The 19,034-nt window shown below is 72.4% G+C and carries 19 protein-coding genes and 1 pseudogene; 9 read left to right on the plus strand and 11 right to left on the minus strand.

The window, feature by feature from the left end; genetic code table 11:
• Window positions 1-102: 102 nt before the first annotated feature.
• The 3 genes and pseudogenes from paaI to EV562_RS31460 form a co-directional block, all read left to right on the plus strand.
• Window positions 103-498: pseudogene (gene paaI, locus EV562_RS31450) on the plus strand (hydroxyphenylacetyl-CoA thioesterase PaaI); the annotation flags it as partial.
• Between the two features lie 134 nt (window positions 499-632).
• Window positions 633-1,982 (plus strand): phenylacetate--CoA ligase PaaK, encoded by a 1,350-nt coding sequence (gene paaK, locus EV562_RS31455; protein WP_133890257.1) that lies wholly within the window; start codon window positions 633-635, stop codon window positions 1,980-1,982.
• A 111-nt stretch (window positions 1,983-2,093) separates the two neighbouring features.
• Window positions 2,094-3,392 carry an NAD(P)-binding domain-containing protein gene (locus EV562_RS31460; protein WP_133890258.1) on the plus strand — a complete coding sequence of 433 codons (1,299 nt, stop codon included), beginning with the start codon at window positions 2,094-2,096 and terminating at the stop codon, window positions 3,390-3,392.
• A gap of 108 nt (window positions 3,393-3,500) precedes the next feature.
• Here the strand turns inward: EV562_RS31460 and EV562_RS31465 are convergent, their stop codons facing one another.
• The 6 genes from EV562_RS31465 to EV562_RS31490 all read right to left on the minus strand — a co-directional run bounded on the left by EV562_RS31465 (window position 3,501) and on the right by EV562_RS31490 (window position 8,757).
• Entirely contained in the window at window positions 3,501-4,574 is a 1,074-nt protein-coding gene (locus tag EV562_RS31465) for a tryptophan dimethylallyltransferase family protein (RefSeq protein WP_243860293.1), read from the minus strand.
• Between the two features lie 288 nt (window positions 4,575-4,862).
• On the minus strand, window positions 4,863-6,212 hold the full coding sequence (locus EV562_RS31470) for a cytochrome P450 (protein ID WP_133890260.1): 1,350 nt from the start codon (window positions 6,210-6,212) through the stop codon (window positions 4,863-4,865).
• Window positions 6,209-6,817, minus strand: coding sequence for an ATP/GTP-binding protein (locus tag EV562_RS31475; protein ID WP_133890261.1), 609 nt, complete (start codon window positions 6,815-6,817; stop codon window positions 6,209-6,211). The genes EV562_RS31470 and EV562_RS31475 overlap by 4 nt, the downstream gene beginning before the upstream one ends.
• The gene (locus EV562_RS31480; RefSeq protein WP_133890262.1) at window positions 6,792-7,169 is read right to left on the minus strand and encodes a DUF742 domain-containing protein; all 378 of its coding nucleotides are present in this window, start codon (window positions 7,167-7,169) and stop codon (window positions 6,792-6,794) included. Before EV562_RS31480 ends, EV562_RS31475 begins: the two co-directional genes overlap by 26 nt.
• The gene (locus EV562_RS31485; RefSeq protein ID WP_133890263.1) at window positions 7,166-7,567 is read right to left on the minus strand and encodes a roadblock/LC7 domain-containing protein; all 402 of its coding nucleotides are present in this window, start codon (window positions 7,565-7,567) and stop codon (window positions 7,166-7,168) included. The genes EV562_RS31480 and EV562_RS31485 overlap by 4 nt, the downstream gene beginning before the upstream one ends.
• Entirely contained in the window at window positions 7,564-8,757 is a 1,194-nt protein-coding gene (locus EV562_RS31490; RefSeq protein ID WP_133890264.1) for an ATP-binding protein, read from the minus strand. Before EV562_RS31490 ends, EV562_RS31485 begins: the two co-directional genes overlap by 4 nt.
• Window positions 8,758-9,087: 330 nt before the next feature.
• On the opposite strand from EV562_RS31490, the gene EV562_RS31495 reads away from it, so the two are divergent.
• The 3 genes from EV562_RS31495 to EV562_RS31505 all read left to right on the plus strand — a co-directional run bounded on the left by EV562_RS31495 (window position 9,088) and on the right by EV562_RS31505 (window position 11,747).
• Complete coding sequence (locus EV562_RS31495) at window positions 9,088-9,840, plus strand: sulfite exporter TauE/SafE family protein (protein ID WP_208298464.1); 753 nt, start codon at window positions 9,088-9,090, stop codon at window positions 9,838-9,840.
• A 160-nt stretch (window positions 9,841-10,000) separates the two neighbouring features.
• A complete protein-coding gene (locus EV562_RS31500; RefSeq protein WP_166662089.1) occupies window positions 10,001-10,729 on the plus strand; it encodes a trypsin-like serine protease in 729 nt (242 codons plus the stop codon).
• A 178-nt stretch (window positions 10,730-10,907) separates the two neighbouring features.
• A complete protein-coding gene (locus tag EV562_RS31505; RefSeq protein WP_133890266.1) occupies window positions 10,908-11,747 on the plus strand; it encodes an ATP-binding cassette domain-containing protein in 840 nt (279 codons plus the stop codon).
• 195 nt (window positions 11,748-11,942) lie between these two features.
• Here EV562_RS31505 and EV562_RS31510 read toward each other — a convergent pair whose 3' ends face one another.
• From EV562_RS31510 to EV562_RS31520, 3 genes are all read right to left on the minus strand, one after another.
• On the minus strand, window positions 11,943-12,305 hold the full coding sequence (locus EV562_RS31510; RefSeq protein ID WP_133890267.1) for a transglycosylase family protein: 363 nt from the start codon (window positions 12,303-12,305) through the stop codon (window positions 11,943-11,945).
• 95 nt (window positions 12,306-12,400) lie between these two features.
• Complete coding sequence (locus EV562_RS31515) at window positions 12,401-13,873, minus strand: sialate:H+ symport family MFS transporter (protein ID WP_133890268.1); 1,473 nt, start codon at window positions 13,871-13,873, stop codon at window positions 12,401-12,403.
• A gap of 98 nt (window positions 13,874-13,971) precedes the next feature.
• Window positions 13,972-14,901 (minus strand): dihydrodipicolinate synthase family protein, encoded by a 930-nt coding sequence (locus EV562_RS31520; RefSeq protein ID WP_133890269.1) that lies wholly within the window; start codon window positions 14,899-14,901, stop codon window positions 13,972-13,974.
• Window positions 14,902-15,055: 154 nt separating this feature from the next.
• Here EV562_RS31520 and EV562_RS31525 point away from each other — a divergent pair, with 154 nt between their 5' ends.
• On the plus strand, window positions 15,056-15,745 hold the full coding sequence (locus EV562_RS31525) for a FadR/GntR family transcriptional regulator (RefSeq protein WP_133890270.1): 690 nt from the start codon (window positions 15,056-15,058) through the stop codon (window positions 15,743-15,745).
• A 103-nt stretch (window positions 15,746-15,848) separates the two neighbouring features.
• Window positions 15,849-16,340: a DUF5949 family protein gene (locus tag EV562_RS31530; RefSeq protein WP_133890271.1), complete on the plus strand. Its 492-nt coding sequence runs from the start codon at window positions 15,849-15,851 to the stop codon at window positions 16,338-16,340.
• 34 nt (window positions 16,341-16,374) lie between these two features.
• Here EV562_RS31530 and EV562_RS31535 read toward each other — a convergent pair whose 3' ends face one another.
• A complete protein-coding gene (locus tag EV562_RS31535; protein ID WP_133890272.1) occupies window positions 16,375-16,911 on the minus strand; it encodes an isochorismatase family cysteine hydrolase in 537 nt (178 codons plus the stop codon).
• A gap of 74 nt (window positions 16,912-16,985) precedes the next feature.
• Window positions 16,986-17,795 (minus strand): restriction endonuclease, encoded by an 810-nt coding sequence (locus tag EV562_RS31540; RefSeq protein WP_133890273.1) that lies wholly within the window; start codon window positions 17,793-17,795, stop codon window positions 16,986-16,988.
• 143 nt (window positions 17,796-17,938) lie between these two features.
• On the opposite strand from EV562_RS31540, the gene EV562_RS31545 reads away from it, so the two are divergent.
• Window positions 17,939-19,009: a right-handed parallel beta-helix repeat-containing protein gene (locus EV562_RS31545; protein WP_133890274.1), complete on the plus strand. Its 1,071-nt coding sequence runs from the start codon at window positions 17,939-17,941 to the stop codon at window positions 19,007-19,009.
• Window positions 19,010-19,034: the final 25 nt, after the last annotated feature.

Below are 19,034 nucleotides of genomic sequence, written 5' to 3' on the forward strand. Positions count from 1 at the left end.
AACCGCCGGTCACACTCTTGACAGCGCCGCGGCACGGCTGGATAACGTGGCCCCGCCGCGAGCTAACCGAATGGTCGGTCGGGAGACAGGGTGGTGGGCAGGTTGACACAGGCCACTGGGCGGACCCCCACGGAGGTGATGTTCGCCGCGGACCGGGCCTCCCGAGGGCTGGGCATCGAGCTGGTCGAGCACGGCGAGGGGACGGCCGTGCTCCGCATGACCGTGACCCCGGCGATGGTGAACGGACATGGGATCGCCCACGGCGGCTTCCTGTTCCTGCTGGCCGACACCGCCTTCGCCTGCGCCTGCAACAGCCACGGTCCGGTGACCGTCGCGTCCGGCGCCGACATCGTCTTCGTCGCCCCCGCGCACGAGGGCGACGTGCTCGTCGCCCGCGCCGAGGAGCGCTCCCGCTACGGACGCAGCGGGATCTACGACGTGAGCGTGCGGCGCGGCGAGGAACTGATCGCGGAGTTCCGCGGCCGCAGCCGCAGCGTGCGGGCCGGCGGCGGCGGTCGCGGCCCCGCCGAGGCCGGCGAGGGCGGCCCCGGCGCACCGGCGGACGGGCCGGGCCGCGGCGCGCGGGAAGACACGGCGCGCGAGACGCCGGGCACGACGACGAAGGAGTCGCGATGAGCAGCAGCGAGCCGACGAGCGGGGCGGCCCCGGCACCCCGGCGGGGCGCGCCCCTCCCCCATGACCTCCGGGACGAGGCCGAGCGCCTGACCCGTGAGCAGCTCCGGGAGCTCCAGCTCGACCGCCTGCGCGCGACCCTGCGGCACGCCTACGACAACGTGGAGCTGTACCGCGAGAAGTTCGACGCCGCCGGAGTCACGCCCGAGGACTGCCGCAGCCTCGCGGACCTGTCCAGGTTCCCCTTCACCACCAAGGCGGACCTGCGGGACACCTATCCCTTCGGGATGTTCGCCGTGCCGATGTCCGACGTGCGGCGCGTGCACGCCTCCAGCGGCACCACCGGCCGCGCCACCGTCGTCGGATACACGGACGACGACCTGTCCATGTGGGCGGACGTCATAGCCCGTTCGATCCGCGCCGCCGGCGGCCGCCCCGGCCACAAGGTGCACATCTCCTACGGCTACGGCCTGTTCACCGGCGGACTCGGCGCGCACTACGGCGCCGAGCGCGCCGGGTGCACGGTGATCCCGGCCTCCGGCGGCATGACCGCACGCCAGGTGCAGATCATCCAGGACTTCCGGCCCGAGATCATCATGGTGACCCCCTCCTACATGCTCACCCTGCTCGACGAGTTCGAGCGGCAGGGCGTCGATCCGCGCGGCACCTCCCTGGAGGTCGGCGTCTTCGGAGCCGAGCCGTGGACCGAGGAGATGCGGCGCGAGATCGAGGAGCGCATGGACATCCACGCCGTCGACATCTACGGCCTGTCCGAGGTGATCGGCCCCGGTGTGGCCCAGGAGTGCGTCGAGACCAAGGACGGGCTGCACATCTGGGAGGACCACTTCTACCCCGAGGTGGTGGACCCGCTCACGGACGCCGTGCTGCCCGAGGGAGAGGAGGGGGAGGTCGTCTTCACCTCGCTCACCAAGGAGGCGCTCCCGGTCATCCGTTACCGCACGCGCGACCTGACCCGGCTGCTGCCCGGCACCGCGCGTCCCGCTTTCCGCCGGATGCAGAAGGTCACCGGCCGCTGCGACGACATGATCATCCTGCGCGGGGTGAACGTCTTCCCCACCCAGGTCGAGGAGATCGTGCTGCGGACTCCCGGCGTCGCCCCGCACTTCCAGATCCGGCTCACCGAACGCGGCCGCATGGACCACATGACCGTACGCGTCGAGGCCCGCCCCGATGCCGGTCCCGAGCAGCGCGCGGCCGCCGCGAGGGCGATCGGACAGGGCGTCAAGGACGGTGTGGGCGTCAGCGTGGAGGTGGAGGTCGTCGAGCCGGAGACGCTGGAGCGCTCGCTCGGCAAGATCCGCCGGGTGTGGGACCAGCGGGGCGCGTGAAACGTGATCACCGACACCCCGCTCCCCGGGTCGTACCGGTGTGCGCGCAGTTGCGGATGGGCAGGAAGTGCGTGATCGGGGGAGGCTGAGGACATCCTGGGGGGACATCCCGTGCGTGTGTGTGTGATCGGTGCAGGCCTGTCGGGGCTGGCGGTGGGCCGTGCCCTGAAGGAGCGCGGCATCTCCTTCGTCTGCCTGGAGAAGGCACCCGACGTCGGCGGGATCTGGCGCCAGCCCGGCGCGGGCGAGCGCGGCCCGGGTTACCGGACCCTGCACCTGAACACCGCCAAGCAGCTGACGGGGTACGCGGACTTCCCGATGCCGTCCTCCTATCCGCTCTACCCCCGGCACAGTCAGGTCGCCGCCTACCTGCGGTCCTTCGCCGAGTGGGCGGGCCTGCTCGACCACGTGGAGCTGCGGACCGAGGTGGTGTCGGTCCGGCAGGACGCGGACGGCACGTGGAGTGTCGTGAGCCGGGACGCGGACGGCGTGGAGAGCGCGCGGCGGTTCGAGCAGGTGGTCGTCGCCTCGGGGCACCACACCGACCCCGCCCTGCCCGATCCCCTGCCGTCCGGCGCCGACTCCTTCACCGGAACGATTCTGCACTCCCTCGACTACCGCGACGGCGGCGACTTCGCCGGCCGGCGCGTGGTCGTGGTGGGCCTCGGTGCGTCGGCGGTGGACATCGCGGCCGACCTCTCCCGGCACGCGGAGCGCACCTTGCTGTCGGTGCGCCGGGGACTGCACGTCGTGCCCAAGCAGCTCTTCGGGATGTCGGTCGACGAGATCGCCGAGGCCCCCTGGTGGAACGAGATGTCCTTCGCCGAGCGGCGCCGATGGGTGGAGCAGGCCCTGCTGGTCGCGCGCGGCAGGCTGTCGGACTACGGCCTGCCCGAGCCCGACCACCCGGTCTTCTCGTCCGCGACGACCCTGTCGGACGAGATCCTCAGCCGGATCCGGCACGGCGCGGTGATCCCGAAGCCCGCCATCGCCTCCTTCGACGGGGACCGGGTCGTGTTCACGGACGGCAGCGCCGAGGCGGCCGACGCGGTCGTCTACTGCACCGGCTTCCACATGACCTTCCCGTTCCTGCCCGCCGGCTGCCCGGTCGCGGCCGACGGCTCCGTCGAGCTGTACCGGCGGGTGGTCCCGGCCGGGCGGCCCGGGCTGTACTTCGTCGGGCTGGTGCGCCCCGTGGGCGCGATCACCCGGCTGGTGGAGGCGCAATCGGAGTGGGTGGCCCGCCTGATCGACGGCGCCGCCGCCCTGCCCCCGGTCAAGGAGATGCGCGAGGAGGTCGGCACCTACCTCGCCGGCATCGTCCAGCGTTACGGCCGGACCGCGGGCGCCTCGATCCAGGTCGACGTGGGCCCCTACCTGGCTCAGTTCCGGGAGTCGCTGCCGGTGTGACCGTCCCGCCGGGCGCCGCCGCGTCGTCCGCGAGGGCGCCCGGTCACGTCCGCGCCCAGGGCTCCCGGTGGATCGCACCGGGGGCCCTGTCGCGTGCGGGCGGTCGGTTCAGGACACCGCGAGCGGCTGACGGGCCGTCCGTGCGGCCGGCGGACGGACCGCGTACGCCTCCGAGGAGAGGTACGCCGTCACCCGCGGCGGCTGGTCGCGCTGGTGGGCCAGGGCCAGGTAGGCGATCAGGCCCGCTCCGTCCTCGGGCCGCCGTTCGGTGAGGGCGGCCACGGCGCGGTCGAGCACGGAGGCGTCCATGCCGTGGTGGCGGAGCACCCACGACGCCCGTGTCAGCGCCTCCCCGTCGTGCCGGACGTAGTCCCTGACCGGGATGTGCAAGGTGAATCCGCTCGGCCGCGCGGCACCGGGTTCGGTGAAGGAGTGGCAGGACAGGCCGGGGCGCCCGTCGAGCCCCGCCGCGTCGGGACCCGGGCCCGCGGCGGTGCGGAAGAACCCCTCGACCGCCGCGGGACCGGGGCCCGGGTCCATGCGGGGCAGCCGCCCGGCCTGTCCGGCCGTGAGGTGGTCGTGGCGGACGTAGACCTTCGCCCGGGGCTCCGCCCAGTCACCGAGGTCCAGGGCGAGGAACGGGTAGCCGCGGCCCGCGGGCAGGCTGTCGAAGGCCCGGCCGTGACCGAGCCGGTGCAGGGCCTCGCGCACCGTCGTGGCGGAACGTTCCTCCCCGCCCGCCGCCGGGTTGAGGTAGACCTTGACCTTGGGAACGCCGCCGGGCCTGAGTTCCAGGGCGCACCACAGGGCGAAGGGCCCCTGCGGGGCGGCCGGCAGGAACAGGTCCGTGAGCTCGTCGAGGACGTCGGTGCCGAAGTTCCAGCGCCGCGCCATCGCCCGGATCGTCTCCAGTCCGACCCGGCCGCTGTGAGCCAGGCTGTCTGCGCCGCAGCCCGGTTCCACGAGCACCCGCATCGAGGGTGCCGCGTCCGGCCGGAAGGAGAGGGAGAACTCCACGGGGGTGTGGTCGTCGGACAGGAAGGTCCGGGTGGGCGGCGGCAGGCTCAGCGGCCGCTCGGCCACCGGACCCAGGGAGTCGGTCAGGACCTGTGCGTAGGTCTCGGCGTCGGCCCGGGACAGGCCGGCGACCGCGCCGAGTCTTCGCAGCTGACCGCTGGTCAGGGAGCCGAGCGTCGGCGTGCGCCGCGGGGCCGCGCCCGTCGGGGTGCGCCGCGGCCCCCGGCCCGTCGGTGCGGCGGTCACCGGCCCGCCCCCGGTCGGAGCCGCACAAAGCGATACCCGCCTCGGGGGGCGGGTATCGGGGGTTTCGGCGCCGGGAAAGCGGCGTTCGTGGATATGTCGTCCACGACACCTCCTTTGACTCGTGAGCAACGTGAGTACCGCGTTGCTCACTACCCGTGCCGTTCGGTCATCATGCGAAAGGGGCGGGTTGGGCAGGTGTTGCGCAGATCACCGTGTGAGCCAGTTGAGGAACTGGCTCCACATGCCCTTGTGTTCGGCGGGACGCGCCGCGGTCTGCGCCTTCTCCCGTTCGGCCGCCGCGGATGGCTGCCCCGGCTCGGCGCGCCGTGCGGTGCGCACCGGGGTGAAACGGGCCGGGAGCGTGGCCAGCGCCCGGTTGAAGGGGCCCGGACGCCACGTCAGGCTGTCCTCGGGCACGGCCAGTTCGACGTCGGGCAGCTCGTTGAGCAGGTGCTCGACGGCCGTGACGGTGATGTGCCGGGCCGGTTCCTTCGACGGGCAGGCATGCGGGCCCGCACTCCACGCGAGGTGCGCGCGGTTGCTCCCGGCCTGGCGGGACGCCTTCAGCGCCGGACCGGTGTTGGCGGCGGCGAAGCTCACCAGGACCAGGTCGCCCGCCTGGAGCTGCTGTCCGGCCAGTTCGGTGTCGGAGGCCGGGTAGTGCGGGGCGTAGTTGGCCATGGGCGGGTTCTCCCACAGCGTGTCGTCGAGGGCCTCGTCGATCAGGCCGCCCTCGCGGGCGTACCGCTCATGGGTGAGGAGCCGGTGCAGGGTGTTGCCCAGGAGGTTGCGCAGGGGCTCGGCTCCCGCGCCCAGGAGCAGGGCGAGTTGGTGGACCATCTCCTCGTCGTCCAGCCCCGCCTCGTGCCGCATCAGCCAGGAGGTGACGTCGTCGCCGGGCTTGCGCCGCTTGAGGGCGACGAGTTCCCCCACCGCTTCGAACAGCACCGCGGTGGCCTTCTCGGCGTTGACGCCGTCGAACATGCCGGAGATGCCGAACAGCACCCGGTCGCCGATGTCGGCGGGGCAGCCGAAGAGTTCGTTGAACACGAACAGCGGCAGCTGCTTGGCGTAGTCCCCGAGCAGGTCGGCCGAACCGCGGGCGCCGAACTGGGAGATGAGGTAGCCGGAGATCTGCTCGGTGCTGCGGCTCAGCCGCCGGGCGTCGACCCGCGCCATGCTGTCGGTGACCGCCTGGCGCAGCCTGAGGTGGTCGGCGCCGTCGGCGAACATGCAGTTGGGCCGGTAGGCCAGCAGCGGCGCGACCGGGCTGTCCGGGCTCACCTTGCCCTCGTTGAAGGCCCGCCAGCGGCGTGCGTCCTTGCGGAAGGTCCCCGAGTTCTGCAGCAGTTGGAGCGCAGCGGCGTAGTCCGTGACCAGCGTCGCCTCCACCCCCGGGGCCAGTTCGACGGGGGCCGCGGCCCCGTAGTGACGCAGGTACTCGTAGTAAGCCTGCGGGTCGGCGGCGAACTCGGGCCCGTGCAGCGGCACCCGGGCGCCGGAGCCGTGGGCCGGGCAGCCGGGCGGCGGCACCGGGGCGGTGTCGGGGGCGTTCATGTCTCCAGCTCCTGGCGGGTGCGGTCCAGCAAGTAGCGGACGAGGGTGGTCAGTGCGGCGGCCGAGGACTTCTCGTCGCGGGCGTCGCAGGTGACGACCGGGGTGTCGTCGAGCAGGTCGAGCGCCTCGCGCAGCGCCCGCTCGTCGCGCAGTGGTGTGCCGTCGAAGTGGTTGACGGCGATGGCGTATTCGAGCCCGTAGTGCTCGATGAGGTCGATCACCGGGAAGGAGTCCGCCAGCCGCTCCGGGTCGACCAGCACCAGGGCGCCCAGCGCGCCGCGGGCCATGTCCTCCCACATCTGCACGAAGCGCTGCTGGCCGGGGGTGCCGAAGAGGTAGAGCACGACGCGGTCGCTGATGGTCAGGCGTCCGAAGTCCATGGCGACCGTGGTGGTGGTCTTGCCCCGGACCCCCTTGAGGTCGTCGACCGACTCGGCGGCCTGCGTCATCGTCTCCTCGGTGGTCAGCGGCTCGATCTCGGAGATCGAGCCGATGAGGGTGGTCTTGCCCACCGCGAAGTGGCCGACGACGAGGATCTTGACCGCCGTCTGGGTCGCTCCCTCGCGTACGTAGTGCCGCTCACCCAAACTTGGCGCGGAGCCCATTGAGCACCTCCTCCAGGATCTCTCGGTCCGCGAGGCGGGCCCGGGCCACCGGCGGACGGGTCATGAGGTGCCCGCCCTCCATGAGGGAGGCCAGCAGGATCCGTACGACGCCCAGCGGGAAGTGGGTGTGACCGGCGATCTCGGCGACCGAGAGGTAGCCGGCGGAACAGAGGTCGAGCAGGCTCCGCTCCTCGGGGGACAGCCGGGCCGGGCGCTGCGGCTGCCCGGCGGCCGCGGTGACCAGGGTGATCAGGGAGAGGTCGTCCTCGTCGGGCAGACCGCGCCCCTTGGTGATGACGTACGGCCGTACTAATTCGGGCGCCTCGGGCTGCCGGCCGTCGTGGCCGGTCATGAGCGGGCACCCAGGTTCTCGCGCGGCGGCGTGGTCAGCCGTTTGCCGAGCTGGGCCACGAGCTGCTGCATGCGGAAGGTGATGTCCGCCATGTCCACCTCCGGGGAGGCCGAGACGCCGAGGTAGGCGCCCTCACCGGCGGAGATCAGGAACACCCAGCCGCCGTCGAACTCGACCAGGGTCTGCCGCCACGCCTGGCCGGGGTCCTCACAGAAGAAGGCGAGGGTGCGGCTGAGCGACTGCACACCGCTCATGGCGGCGGCCACCCGGTCGGCGTCGTCCTTGTCGAAGTCCTGCGTCCGGGCCATCAGCAGGCCGTCGGCGGATATCAGGACGGCGTGCAGGGCGCCAGGAATCTCCAGGGCGCTGTCGAGCATCCATGACAGATCGTCGTTCACGAGACCTCATGTCCTTCGCTGCTTGCACCAGGTGTGTCGCTCGTCCGGCCGGCGGTGTCCGGGCTGTCCGCTCCGGTGACCCGGCCGGACTGCGTTCCGCGCTGGAAGGCACCCATGACCTGCGCCTGTTCGGAGTCGGAGCGGCCCGCCGCACGGGGGGCGGACGCGCTGCCGGGCACGATGGCCATGGGCCGCTTGCGGCGGCGCCGGGGCAGGCCGTCGCCGGTCTGGGAGGAGGCGAGTGACGCGGCCTCCGGTCCGCCGGCGTCCGGGACCGGCCGGGCCGTGCCGCGGGTGGCCGGGGCGGGTGCGGGGGACCTCTTCTCCGGCATGGCGGTGAGCAGTTCGTGCGGCAGCAGGACCACCGCCCGTACACCTCCGTAGGGAGAGGAGGAGTCCACCGACACCTCGAAGCCGAATCGTTCGCACAGCAGGCCGATGACGGCGAAGCCGAACTGCGGCGGATTGCCGAGCCCCGCCACCCCCGAGGCACGCTCGGTGGCGAGCAGCTTGTCGGCGCGGGCCCGCTCCTCGTCGCTCATGCCGACACCAGCGTCGTCGACCACCACGCAGATGCCCTTGGGCACCGTCCGGATGTTGATCTCGACGACGGTGTCCGGGCTCGAGTAGCTGGTGGCGTTGTCGAGCAGCTCGGCGAGGGCCAGCGCGACGGGCTCGACGGCCCGGCTGGTGATGCCGAAGTCGACCTGGGAGAGGATGTCCACCCGGCGGAAGTGCCGGATGCGCCCCTGGGCGCTGCGCACCACGTCGTAGACGGACGCGGTGTCGCGGCGCCCGCCGAGCCACCCGTCGCACAGGACGGCGATGGACTGGGCCCGCCGGCCGAACTGCGAGTTGGTGTGGTCGATCTCCAGCAGGTCCTGGAGGAGGGCCGAGTCTCCGTACTTGTTCTGCAGCCGGGAGAGCACCAGCTGCTGTTCGGCGGCGAGGCCCTGAAGGGTCCGCATGGCGGACTTCAGCACCGTCTTCGTCTCGTCCTCGGCCCGCTCCTGGGCGGCCCGTACGGACTTGTCGTAATCGCTCTCCAGCTCGGTGTAATGATCCCTGAGCCCCTGGATCTGCTGTCGCAACGCCCGTGCCGCCTTGCGCTGGCGGTTGACGAGCACGGCGGCGGCGACGAGGGCGACGAGGGCGACCCAGAGCAAGGGGTTCCCTGTGTATTCCGTCATAAGACTCTCTATCAGGCGACTGACAGCCGGTTTGCCGGATTCCCGTCCGTGCGGGCGGCCCGGTGGACTGCCCGCACCGGGGGTAGCGCCCGGGCTGTCCGTTACGTCGGGGATGCCGTCCTTCACCCATCCGCCCGCTCACAAACGCGGTGATCGTATCACCGCATGATCAGGTGAATTACCGTCAAGAAGTGTCCGTACACGACCGGTTGAGACCGGCGAACCCACGGATCGGAGCCGTGGGTACAGTCGGCCCGTGACAGACGCACGAGACACCTTCCGGCCGGGTGCGCACCCGGCGCGCGGCGGCACGGGGTGACGCCGGAGGCCATGGCCGCGGTCTTCGCGGCGGGCGTCGGGGCCGGCGCCATCAACAGCGTCGTCGGCTCGGGCACCCTGATCACCTTCCCCGTGCTGCTGGCCACCGGGCTGTCACCGGTCACCGCCACCGTCTCCAACGCGCTCGGCCTGATCCCCGGCTCCATCAGCGGGGCCATCGGATACCGCGAGGAGCTGCGGGGCCAGCGCCGGCGCGTGCTGAAGCTGGGCTCCGGGGCGCTGGTGGGCGGCTTCGCGGGCGCCGCCCTGCTGCTGACGCTGCCGGCCGACGCCTTCGAGACGATCGTGCCGGTGCTGGTGGGGCTCGCCCTGCTGCTGGTGGCGTTCCAGCCGCAGATCGGCAGGCTGGTCCAGCGCCGCCGGGCCCGCACCGGCGCCTCGCCCCGCCGGGACGGCGGTCCACTGCTCTTCACCGGCCTGACGCTGGCCAGTGTGTACGGCGGCTACTTCACCGCGGCCCAGGGGATCATCTACCTGTCCCTGATGGGCATGTTGCTGGACGAACCCCTGCAACGCCTCAACGGCGTCAAGAACGTCCTCGCCGCCGTGGTCAACACCGTCGCCGCGCTCTTCTTCGTCTTCGCCGCGGACCTCGAATGGACTGCCGTCGGCCTCCTCGCGGTCGGTTCGGGCCTCGGCGGATACGTCGGCGCCAAGGTGGGCCGCCACTTCAGCCCCACGGTCCTGCGGACACTGGTGGTGACGGTCGGCACCATGGCCCTCGTGCAACTGCTGCTCCGCTAGGGCCCCGACGGTGACGTTCCCCCGGTCGCCCGGGCCCTCGGGCATAACACCGTGTTATGCGAAGCCGGGATTGTTCGGCCGGCGACCGTGCCCGGGATGCTGTGGGCGCCCCCACACATCAGCACGCGCCCGGGCGCGTGTCCGTCGGAATCGAGGAGCCTTGCGAACCACGAGACTCGTCCCCGCCCTGCTGGCCGCCGTCCTGGCCGCCCTGCTGTCCGCCCTCACGCTCGCCCCGGCCGCCTCGGCGGCGGAGCCCCGGCCCGGTGACGGCGGCCCGCAGCCGATCATCGGCGGCGGTTACGCGCAGAACGCCCCCTGGGCGGCCCGCCTGTTCTCGAACGGCGCCCAGACCTGCACCTCGACCATCATCTCCCCCACCTGGATCCTCACCGCCAAGCACTGCGTCAGCGGCGGCAACCTGTCCTTCCGCGTCGGCAGCCTCGACCAGGGCTCCGGCGGCACGGTGGCGAACGGCGTCCAGACCGTCACCAGCCCCTCGGCCGACCTCGCCCTGGTCCGACTCGACCGCTCCGTCTCCGCCGGCTACGCGCAGCTCGGGCAGCCGGGCACGGTACGGGTCGGCCAGAGCGTGCAGGTCTACGGCTGGGGGGCGACCTCCCGCTGCGGCTCGGAGATCAACTGCCAGTCCCAGTACCTCAAGGTCGCCAACATGAGCGTCACGCAGGGCTGTTACGACGCCTACAACGGTCAGGCGATATGCGCCCGTCCCGGTGACGGCATCACGGCGGGCGGCGACTCCGGCGGCCCGATGATGGCCGGCGGTGTCCAGGTGGGCGTCGCCTCCACCAGCGACCGGCAGACCACCACCGCGTACACCAACGTGACCGCCTACCGCTCCTGGATCCGGTCGGTGGCGGGCGTCTGACTCCCGCCGCCGCAGCACCGGTCCTGCGCCCGCCTCCGTCGTCATGGAGGCGGGCGCGGGACCCGTCGGCGCGGGACCCGTCGTCCAGGTATCGGACGACGGGGCAGGCGTGTGGCGAGTACATCTACTGTTCCCCGTGACCGTTCGAAGGGTGTCCCGCGCGCGAAGGAGTCAGGGCATGACCGGCCAGACAGCCACCCCCCGGGTGGCGGAGCACGCGGCGGCCGTGCTCCGGCTCCAGGACGTGAGCGTGCGCCGCTCCACCACGGACCAGCTGATCCTCGACGGCGTCGACTGGACGGTCCGGCCGGGCGAGCACTGGGCGCTGCTCGGGGCCAACGGCGCGGGGAAGACCACACTGCTGCGGCTGCTCGGCGCCCTGATGCACCCCACCACGGGCACGGTCGAGGTCCTCGGCAGCCGGCTCGGCCGGGTGGACGTGCGGGAACTGCGGGCCCGCATCGGACACGCCGGCTCCGCCCAGCGGGTGCCGCAGGACCTCACCGCCCACGCGGTCGTGCTCACCGGCCACAGCGGCACCGTGCAGCCCCTGTGGCGGACGTACGACGACGAGGTCCGCCTGCGGGCCCGCGACCTGTTGACCGAGCTCGGCGTCAAGGAGCTGGCCGACCGGCCGTACGGCGTCTGCTCGGGCGGGCAGCGGGCGCGGGTCCTGATCGCCCGGGCGCTGATGGCCGACCCGGCCCTGCTCCTCCTGGACGAGCCGTTCAACGCCCTGGACCTGCCCTCCCGCGAGGACCTCGTCGAGGCGATGCACCAGCTGGCCGAGGGAAGGCCCCGGCTCGCCACCGTGACGGTCACCCATCATCTGGAGGAGCTGTTCCCGGCCGTCAGCCACGCCCTGCTGCTGCGCGAGGGCCGGATCCTGTCGCTGGGCGCGGTGGACGACGTCCTGACCGACTCCCTGCTGACCGCCTGTTTCGGCCGGGACATCACCGTGGCCCGGCGCGACGGCCGCTGGTCCGCCTATGCGGGACGCCGCGTCCTCGGTCCCTGACCCGCGCCCGGCCGGGGCGAGGCGATCCCGGGCGCAGCGGCGCAGGCAACGTCCGGGTCCGCCGCTCGGCTCCCCGGCCGGGGACCGCCCGTCCACGGCCCCGGGGAAGACGGGACGTGCGCGGACCGGCGGCACGTGCACACCCACGGGTCACCCCGGTCGACCCCGCGCGGACGGGTGCCTGCTCGGCCGCGGTCAGGCGCAGCCCCAGGCGGACATCCCCTGCATGCGGGCCAGCCGCTCGGCCACGGCGATCTGCTCGGCGCGGCTGGCGAGGTCCGCGCGCGGGGCGTACTCGAGGCCGCCCGCGGCGATCCAGCTCGACCGTGCGAACTGCAGGCCGCCGTAGTAGCCGTTGCCGGTGTTCGCCTGCCAGTTGCCGCTGGACTCGCACGCGGCGATGGCGTCCCAGTCGGTGCGCAGGGGCGCCGACGGAGCGGCCACCGCGGTGGCGGCGTTGCCGAGGGCGGTGGCGGCGACCAGGGTCACCGCGGCGATGCGGATCCTGCCACGCGAACTGCGCACGTCGCTCTGACGATCATTTCGTCTACAGATCATAAAACGACTGTTACACCAGGAGACCGCCCATCGCCGCGGCGAACAGCGCTCCTTGGGCCAGTCGGAGCACGAACCGCACCCCGCCGCGTCCCCTCTCAGGGCCTCGACCGTGCGCGTCCCGGCCCGTCCGGCACGGCCGGTCGGGCGGCGAGGTAGTCCGGGACGGCGTCCTTGTCGACCAGCCGGTTGAGCCGGCTCGGGACGTCGAAGCCGATCAGCACGATCACCACGAGGGTCAGCGAGAACGTCAGCACCGCCAGCGACTGGCCCAGGGACATGGTCGACGCCAGCCTGGCCCCGAGCACCGGGGCGACGGCACCGCCCAGCGCGCCGACGTTGTAGGTGAAGCCCAGCGACGCCGCCCGGGTCTCGGTCGGGAAGTGCCCGGCGATGAACTTGGGCAGCAGCCCGGAGATGCCCTGCATGCAGGCGAGCATCAGGAAGAGCAGGACGCCGAGCTGGAGTTGGCTGTCCCGGATGGCGAAGACGGGGAAGACGAAGGCGACGCCGACCAGCAGGGTGCAGGCGTACGCCCTGCGGGTGCCGAACCGGTCGCCGAGGAAGCCGGTGACGATGCAGCCCGCCATCGTGCCGAACCCGGCGTAGTAGAGCGCGTCGCTGACCTGAGCAGGGGTGAAGCCCAGCTCGGTCTTGAGGTAGGTGGGCAGCAGCGCCTGGACCGGCCAGCTGTAGAGGAAGGCGCAGAACACGGTGACGCACAGCGCGAGGAACAGCACCCATCGCTTGCGGCCGCCCAGTTGCACCGCGAAGGCGACCAGACAGGCCGCCGCCAGCACGGACAGGACGGGCACCGCGCCCGCGCCGAGCGGGGTGAACACCGCGAACAGCGAGCCCGTGGCGACGACCGCGAGCACCGTGTTGACCGTCGCCCGCCGACGGCCGGCGAACAGCGGCCGGAAGGGGTTGGGCCGTTCACCGGTCGCCCCCACCCGTGCCTCCCAGTCGTCGGCCTCGGGCAGCGCCCGGCGTACCCACAGCGCGACGACGACGGGGAACAGGCCGATGTAGAACAGCCACCGCCAGCCGTGCCCCGGCACCACGTGTTCGTAGACCTCGGCCGCCAGGACGCCGCCGAGCGAGAAGCCGGAGATGAGAAACCCGGAGGCGCGGTTGCGCAGCCGGGCGGGCCAGCTCTCCAGGACGTAGGTGGCGCTGGCGCTGTACTCGCCGGCCATGCCCATGCCGATGAGCAGGCGGGCGGTGAACAGGCTGGTGTAGTCCCAGGCGAAGCCGCAGGCGAAGGTACCGACCGAGTACAGCAGGATGCTGGCCACCATGGCGCTCTTGCGGCCGAACCGGTCGCCGAGCGCGCCGAGCACGGCACCGCCGAGCCAGCGGGTGATGAAGGCTCCGGAGACGAGGCTGGCGGACTCGACGGCCGACAGCCCGAAGTCGTCGGCGATCTCGGTCAGTACCAGGGTGATGAGGACGAAGTCGAAGCCGTCGAGGAAGTAGCCGATCCAGGCGGCGAAGAAGGACTTCCACTTCTGCCGGCCGATCTCGCGGTACCAGGGCGGGGAGGTCGGGGTGGTGCGCGCAGATGACATGACGATCCTATGCGGGTGGGAGGACGCGCGTCGGGGACGGGGTGCAGCGGGGGGACTCGGACGGGGCCGGGCCGGCGGTCACCGGCCCGGCCCTCGGGTCACAGGAGTCCGGCCTCGACGAGCCGGTCACGGACGCGGGCCACGGCCGGGGCGTCGAGCGGCACCTGCGGCGCGGCGGTGGCGGGGCAGTCGATGAGGCCCAGCAGATGCGCCGCTGCCTTGAAGGCGCCGAGCGCGCTGGAGCTGCCGCCCATCAGGGCGGGGTCGCCCGCGTCGGTGAGGGCGAACAGGGCGGCGAGCCGGTCCTGTTCGGCCCGGGCTGTGGCCCAGTCGCCGGCCCGGGCGGCCTCGTAGAGGCGTACGTAGCCGTGGGCGTCGACGTTGCCGAGGCCGGGCACGACGCCGTCGGCGCCGGCGAGCAGCGCGCCGTCGACGGTGAGTTCGGAGCCCGTCAGCACGGTGAAACCGGGTGTGCGGCGGCGCAGTTCGACCAGCAGCCGGCGCAGGGACCCCTCGTCGCCGCTGGAGTCCTTGAGCCCGGCGAGGGTGCCGTCACCGGCCAGGCCGAGGACGACGTCGCGGGGCAGCTTGGTGTGCACGGCGACCGGGATGTCGTAGGCGAACAGCGGCAGGCCGACGCTCTCGCGGAGGCGGCGGAAGTGGTCGGCGATCTCCACGGGGTGGGTGCGGGTGTAGAAAGGCGCCGTGGCCACGAGCGCGTCGGCGCCCGCCCGGACCGCGTCGGCCGCCCGGTCCAGGACCCGGGCCGTGGTGGTCTCGATGACCCCGGCGAGGACCGGGACGCGGCCCGCCGCGGCGTCCACGGCGGCCTCCAGGGCGGTCAGCCGCTGGGCGTCGGTGAGGTAGGCCGCCTCGCCGCTGGAACCCAGCAGGAACAGGCCGTGCACACCGGCGGTGACGAGGTGCTCGGTGAGCCGGCGTACCGAGGCGGTGTCCACCTCCCCCACCGGGGTGAGGGGAGTGATGACCGGGGGGACGACGCCGTGCAGCGGCGTGGGGAAGGGCATGCGGCAACTCCAGGTGGTGCGGTGGTGCGTTCCGGGGCGGCGGCGGGCAGCAGCATGCCGGCGCCCAGGTGACGGGGGACGTAGGATGTCCCATGTCCTGTTAGAGTCACACATGACGACGCAGGGAATGTCAAGGGTCGAGAGGGGACGTCACATGCGCTCGGTCGCCGCCGACGCCGAGGAGAGGATCAAGGAGCTGATCGTCGAGCAGGGCCTCGGCCCCGGGGATCCGCTGCCCACCGAGACGGAGCTGATGGAGCGTTTCGGCGTCAGCCGCAACTCGCTGCGGGAGGCCCTCAAGTCCCTCCAGGCCATGCACATCGTCGAGATCCGGCGGGGCTTCGGGACCTACGTGGGGACCATGTCGCTGGAGCCGATGACCGAGGCCATGGCGTTCCGCACGGTGGTCGGGCACCGCAGGGGCCGGGGCAGTCTGCTCGAACTGCTGCAGCTGCGCGAGGCACTGGAGGCGGGGCTCATGCACCGGCTGGCCGGCCGGCTTCCCGAAGGGGACCTGACCGAGCTGGACGCGCTGGTGGAGACGATGCACAGGGAGGTGCGCGAGACGGGCGAGATCGCAGCCGGCACCGACCGCGCCTTCCACCGGGTGCTGCACCGCTCGCTGGACAACGACCTGCTCAGCGAGGTGCTCGACGCCTTCTGGAGCGCCTTCCACCGGGTGCGGGCCCAGGCCAGGGACATCGGCTCGGCGGCCGACGGCGCGGAACTGGCCCGGATGCACGCCAGGATCGTCGACGCCGTGCGCGCGGGTGACGCGGAGGCGGCGGAGACGGCCGTCCACCGGCACTTCGACGACATCCGCGGCCGGCTGTCGCAGCACTGACGGGCGGGCGGGCATGCCTCGTTCGTGTGAAGAACCGCGAGAGTGTCGGCCAGTCGGGTGACGGCCGGGCGGGCGCGGCTGCCCGCGCGCTTACGGTTTCGCGGTGACCTCGATCTCCACTGCCCCGCGCCCCCTGCGCACCGCCGACCTCGGCACGCTCGTCATCATGTCCTGGAGCCGTGAAACGCCCGACGGCGACGTCCCCTTCCTCCTCGCCTGCTCCCTCGGCGACGGAGCAGGCGGCCCCGAGGCGACCCCGGCCGCCGTCGAGGGGCTGCTGAGCCGTTCCGGACTCTCCGTGGGCGGCGACAGCGTCGTGGACGCCACCGTCCTGCCCGCCCTGCCGGTCGGCCTGCTCGTCGTACCGGGCGCGGCCGCCCTCACCATGCCCGGCGTCAACGCCCAGTTCGTCCCCACCCCGCAGTGGCGGGCGGCGGTGGACGAACGGGGTTACGCCTGCCTGATCTTCGCCACCCGCCCCTGGTCCGGCGGCGAGCCCGGCGACGGGGAGGCGGTCGCCGCCTTCGCCAACGACGAGGACACGCTCTCCACGGCGGCGCAGGTCGTGCTGCCGGTACGCAGCCTGCGGACCTGACGGCCCCGCACCCTCCCGCTCACGGCACGGCGACTCAGGTCCACAACTCGCCGCTGTCGCACACCCGGGCGCCCATGTTCCGCTCCATCATGCGCAGTGCCGCGTCCGCCAGGTCGGCGTGGATGTGGGCCACCGCGTCGCGCGGCACGATCACCTGCAGATGCCGGATGTGCGCGTCGAGCGCCGAGTAGAGCACGCACTGCTCGGTCACCTGACCGCACATCACGAGCCGCTCGATTCCCTGCTGGTGGAGCAGGTAGGTCAGCGGCGTCTCGAAGAAGACCGAGTGGCGTGCCTTGACCACGAACAGAGAGGCGTCGTCGGGCTTCAGCGGCTCGACGAGCCGGGAGTGCGGACCCGAGAGGGCCTTGTCGAGGATCTCACCGTGGTGCGAGCGCCACTCCCCGAAGTTGTCGTTGACGTAGATCACGGGGACGCCCTGCCGCCTCGCCCGGTCCAGCAGGCCGGTCACGTTCGGCAGCACGGCCTCCACGGCGGGGATCAGGAACTCGGCGTCCTTGTGGTCATAGGTGTTGATCATGTCGATGACGATCAGCGCGGTCTTGCCCATGCCGTTCAGGTTGCCATCGTGCGGCGTCGAAACCCCGCTCCACCCGCCGACCGCGGGTCGACGGGCCGCCCGGCTCACCACGACAGCTCGACCGTGGGCTCCGTCCCGTCCCGCTCCGGGCCGGGCAGTTCCCAGGGCGCCGGTCCACCGGCCTCGCACCAGTCACGCAGCCGCTCCCCGTCCACGCAGACTATTCCGCACCGTTCGGCGTAGTCGGCGGCCGGTGCGGTGAAACCGGCGCTGGTGACGAGGACCGCCACGTCGGCCTCGTGCACGGTGTAGCAGGTGCCGCCGAAGCGCTGGAGGTCCTGCGAGCCGACCTTGTTGTCCTCGCTGTAGCGCTTGCACTGGATGACGATCCGCCGGCCGTCGGGAGCCACCGCCAGCACGTCGGCGCCGAGGTCGCCCGCCCCGCCGACGACCTCCACCTCGGCGCAGCCGTCGCGCCGGCACAGGTCCGCTATCGCCTCCTCGAACTCGTCGGGGGTGAGCTCCTCGGGCGCGACGGCGTCCTGAGCGGCGGGGACGACCAGCGTGGTCTCCTCGGCGCGCACGTACTCGGCCCGTCCGGCCGCCCGCCCCTCCTCCAGCTCCTCCAGCGTCGTCGCCGTGGCCGCCGCCAGGGCGTCCGCGGTGCGGAAGGCCGCCGGTCCGGCGGCCTTCCGGCTGCGCGCGCGCCGGCGCAGGAGGACGGCGGTGACCGCGCCGACCGCCAGGACGAACACCCAGGCCGGCCGTTGCCGCGCCACGTCGAACGCCATGCGGACGACCCAACCCGACAGCACCAGGGCGATGGCGGCGATGCCGAAGGTCACGGTGGTCGCCCGCAGGTCGAAGCGGCGCCCCGCACGTGGGTTGCGGACAGGGTGCTCGGGCACGGTCACGTCGGTCGTTCCTCCCCTGGAGCCGGTATGAAGATCACATACGCCTTGTGCCCAGGAACTACCGGTTCAGCGCCCGTTCATGACACGCCGTCGGATGGCTCATCCCAGCTGTCCGGGCATATTTCCGGCATACCTTGCGGAATATGAAGAACTGCCATGTCGTGTACCTGGTGTGCACTGCAGCGATGATCGGAACGGGGCTCGCAGCGGCTCCGGCGTCCTCCGTCCCCCTGACCCACGTGGTCCACCCCGGAGAATCCATCCAGAAGGCGGTGGACGCCGCCCACTCGGGCGACACCGTCCTCGTCACCCCCGGTGTCTACCGCGAGAGCGTCACGGTGAGCACTCCGGACCTCACCCTGCGGGGCACGGGCCGCAGCACGGTCGTCCAGCCCGGCACCGCGAAGGCGGCCGCCGACACCTGTGCCGGGCGTGGCAACGGCATCTGTGTGCTCGGCACGAAGGACGAGAACGTCAAGGGCGTCACCGTGGCCGACCTGACGGTGACCGGGTTCACCCAGACCGGGGTGTTCTCGATGGCCACCGACGGGCTGACGGTCCGCAACGTGAACGCGGTGAAGAACGGCGTCTGGGGCATCGCCCAGGAGCGGTCGGTGCACGGCGTCTTCCGCGGCAACACCGCCCGCGACAACGGCGACGCGGGCATCTTCCTCGCCAACGCCGTCAAGGCCGAGGAAGGCGCCGCCGACACCGAGGGCACCCTCGTCGCCCACAACCGGCTGGAGGGCAACCGCATCGGCGTCACCGTCCGCCGCCTGCGCAACCTCGCCGTCGAGGACAACCACATCGCGGGCAACTGCGCGGGCGTCTTCGTCGTCGGCGACGAGAACACGCCCAAGGCCGGCGACATGGTGGTGCGCGACAACCACGTCGTGCGCAACAACAGGTCCTGCCCGAAGACCGAGCGCCTGGAGGCCCTCCAGGGCTCGGGCATCGTCCTGACCGGCGTCGAGAAGGTCCTGGTCGCCGACAACACGGTCGAGGGCAACGCGGGCACGTCGTCGATGTCGGGCGGCATCGTCCTGGCCGCGAGCATGGTGGGCACCGCCAACGCGAAGAACGAGGTCAAGGGCAACCGGCTGAGCGCGAACTCCCCGGCCGACCTCGTCGACGCCGGGACCGGCGACAACGCGAAGAGCAACACCTTCGCCGGCAACACCTGCGGCGCGTCCAAGCCCGCGGGCCTGTGCTGAGCAGGCCGTGACCACCCCTGGACCG

Origin of the sequence: Streptomyces sp. BK208 (genome assembly GCF_004364245.1) — a bacterium.
Taxonomy (GTDB): Bacteria; Actinomycetota; Actinomycetes; order Streptomycetales; family Streptomycetaceae; genus Streptomyces.

Bases quoted from the DNA above. Each gene is read 5' to 3' on its own strand.
- EV562_RS31480 (WP_133890262.1), bottom strand. From the start codon at position 7,169: ATGACCGGCCACGACGGCCGGCAGCCCGAGGCGCCCGAATTAGTACGG.
- EV562_RS31490 (WP_133890264.1), bottom strand. From the start codon at position 8,757: ATGACGGAATACACAGGGAACCCCTTGCTCTGGGTCGCCCTCGTCGCC.
- EV562_RS31510 (WP_133890267.1), bottom strand. From the start codon at position 12,305: ATGATCTGTAGACGAAATGATCGTCAGAGCGACGTGCGCAGTTCGCGT.
- EV562_RS31505 (WP_133890266.1), top strand. From the start codon at position 10,908: ATGACCGGCCAGACAGCCACCCCCCGGGTGGCGGAGCACGCGGCGGCC.
- EV562_RS31520 (WP_133890269.1), bottom strand. From the start codon at position 14,901: ATGCCCTTCCCCACGCCGCTGCACGGCGTCGTCCCCCCGGTCATCACT.
- EV562_RS31545 (WP_133890274.1), top strand. From the start codon at position 17,939: ATGAAGAACTGCCATGTCGTGTACCTGGTGTGCACTGCAGCGATGATC.
- EV562_RS31470 (WP_133890260.1), bottom strand. From the start codon at position 6,212: ATGAACGCCCCCGACACCGCCCCGGTGCCGCCGCCCGGCTGCCCGGCC.
- EV562_RS31525 (WP_133890270.1), top strand. From the start codon at position 15,056: ATGCGCTCGGTCGCCGCCGACGCCGAGGAGAGGATCAAGGAGCTGATC.
- paaK (WP_133890257.1), top strand. From the start codon at position 633: ATGAGCAGCAGCGAGCCGACGAGCGGGGCGGCCCCGGCACCCCGGCGG.
- EV562_RS31475 (WP_133890261.1), bottom strand. From the start codon at position 6,817: ATGGGCTCCGCGCCAAGTTTGGGTGAGCGGCACTACGTACGCGAGGGA.
- EV562_RS31535 (WP_133890272.1), bottom strand. From the start codon at position 16,911: ATGGGCAAGACCGCGCTGATCGTCATCGACATGATCAACACCTATGAC.
- EV562_RS31515 (WP_133890268.1), bottom strand. From the start codon at position 13,873: ATGTCATCTGCGCGCACCACCCCGACCTCCCCGCCCTGGTACCGCGAG.
- EV562_RS31495 (WP_208298464.1), top strand. From the start codon at position 9,088: ATGGCCGCGGTCTTCGCGGCGGGCGTCGGGGCCGGCGCCATCAACAGC.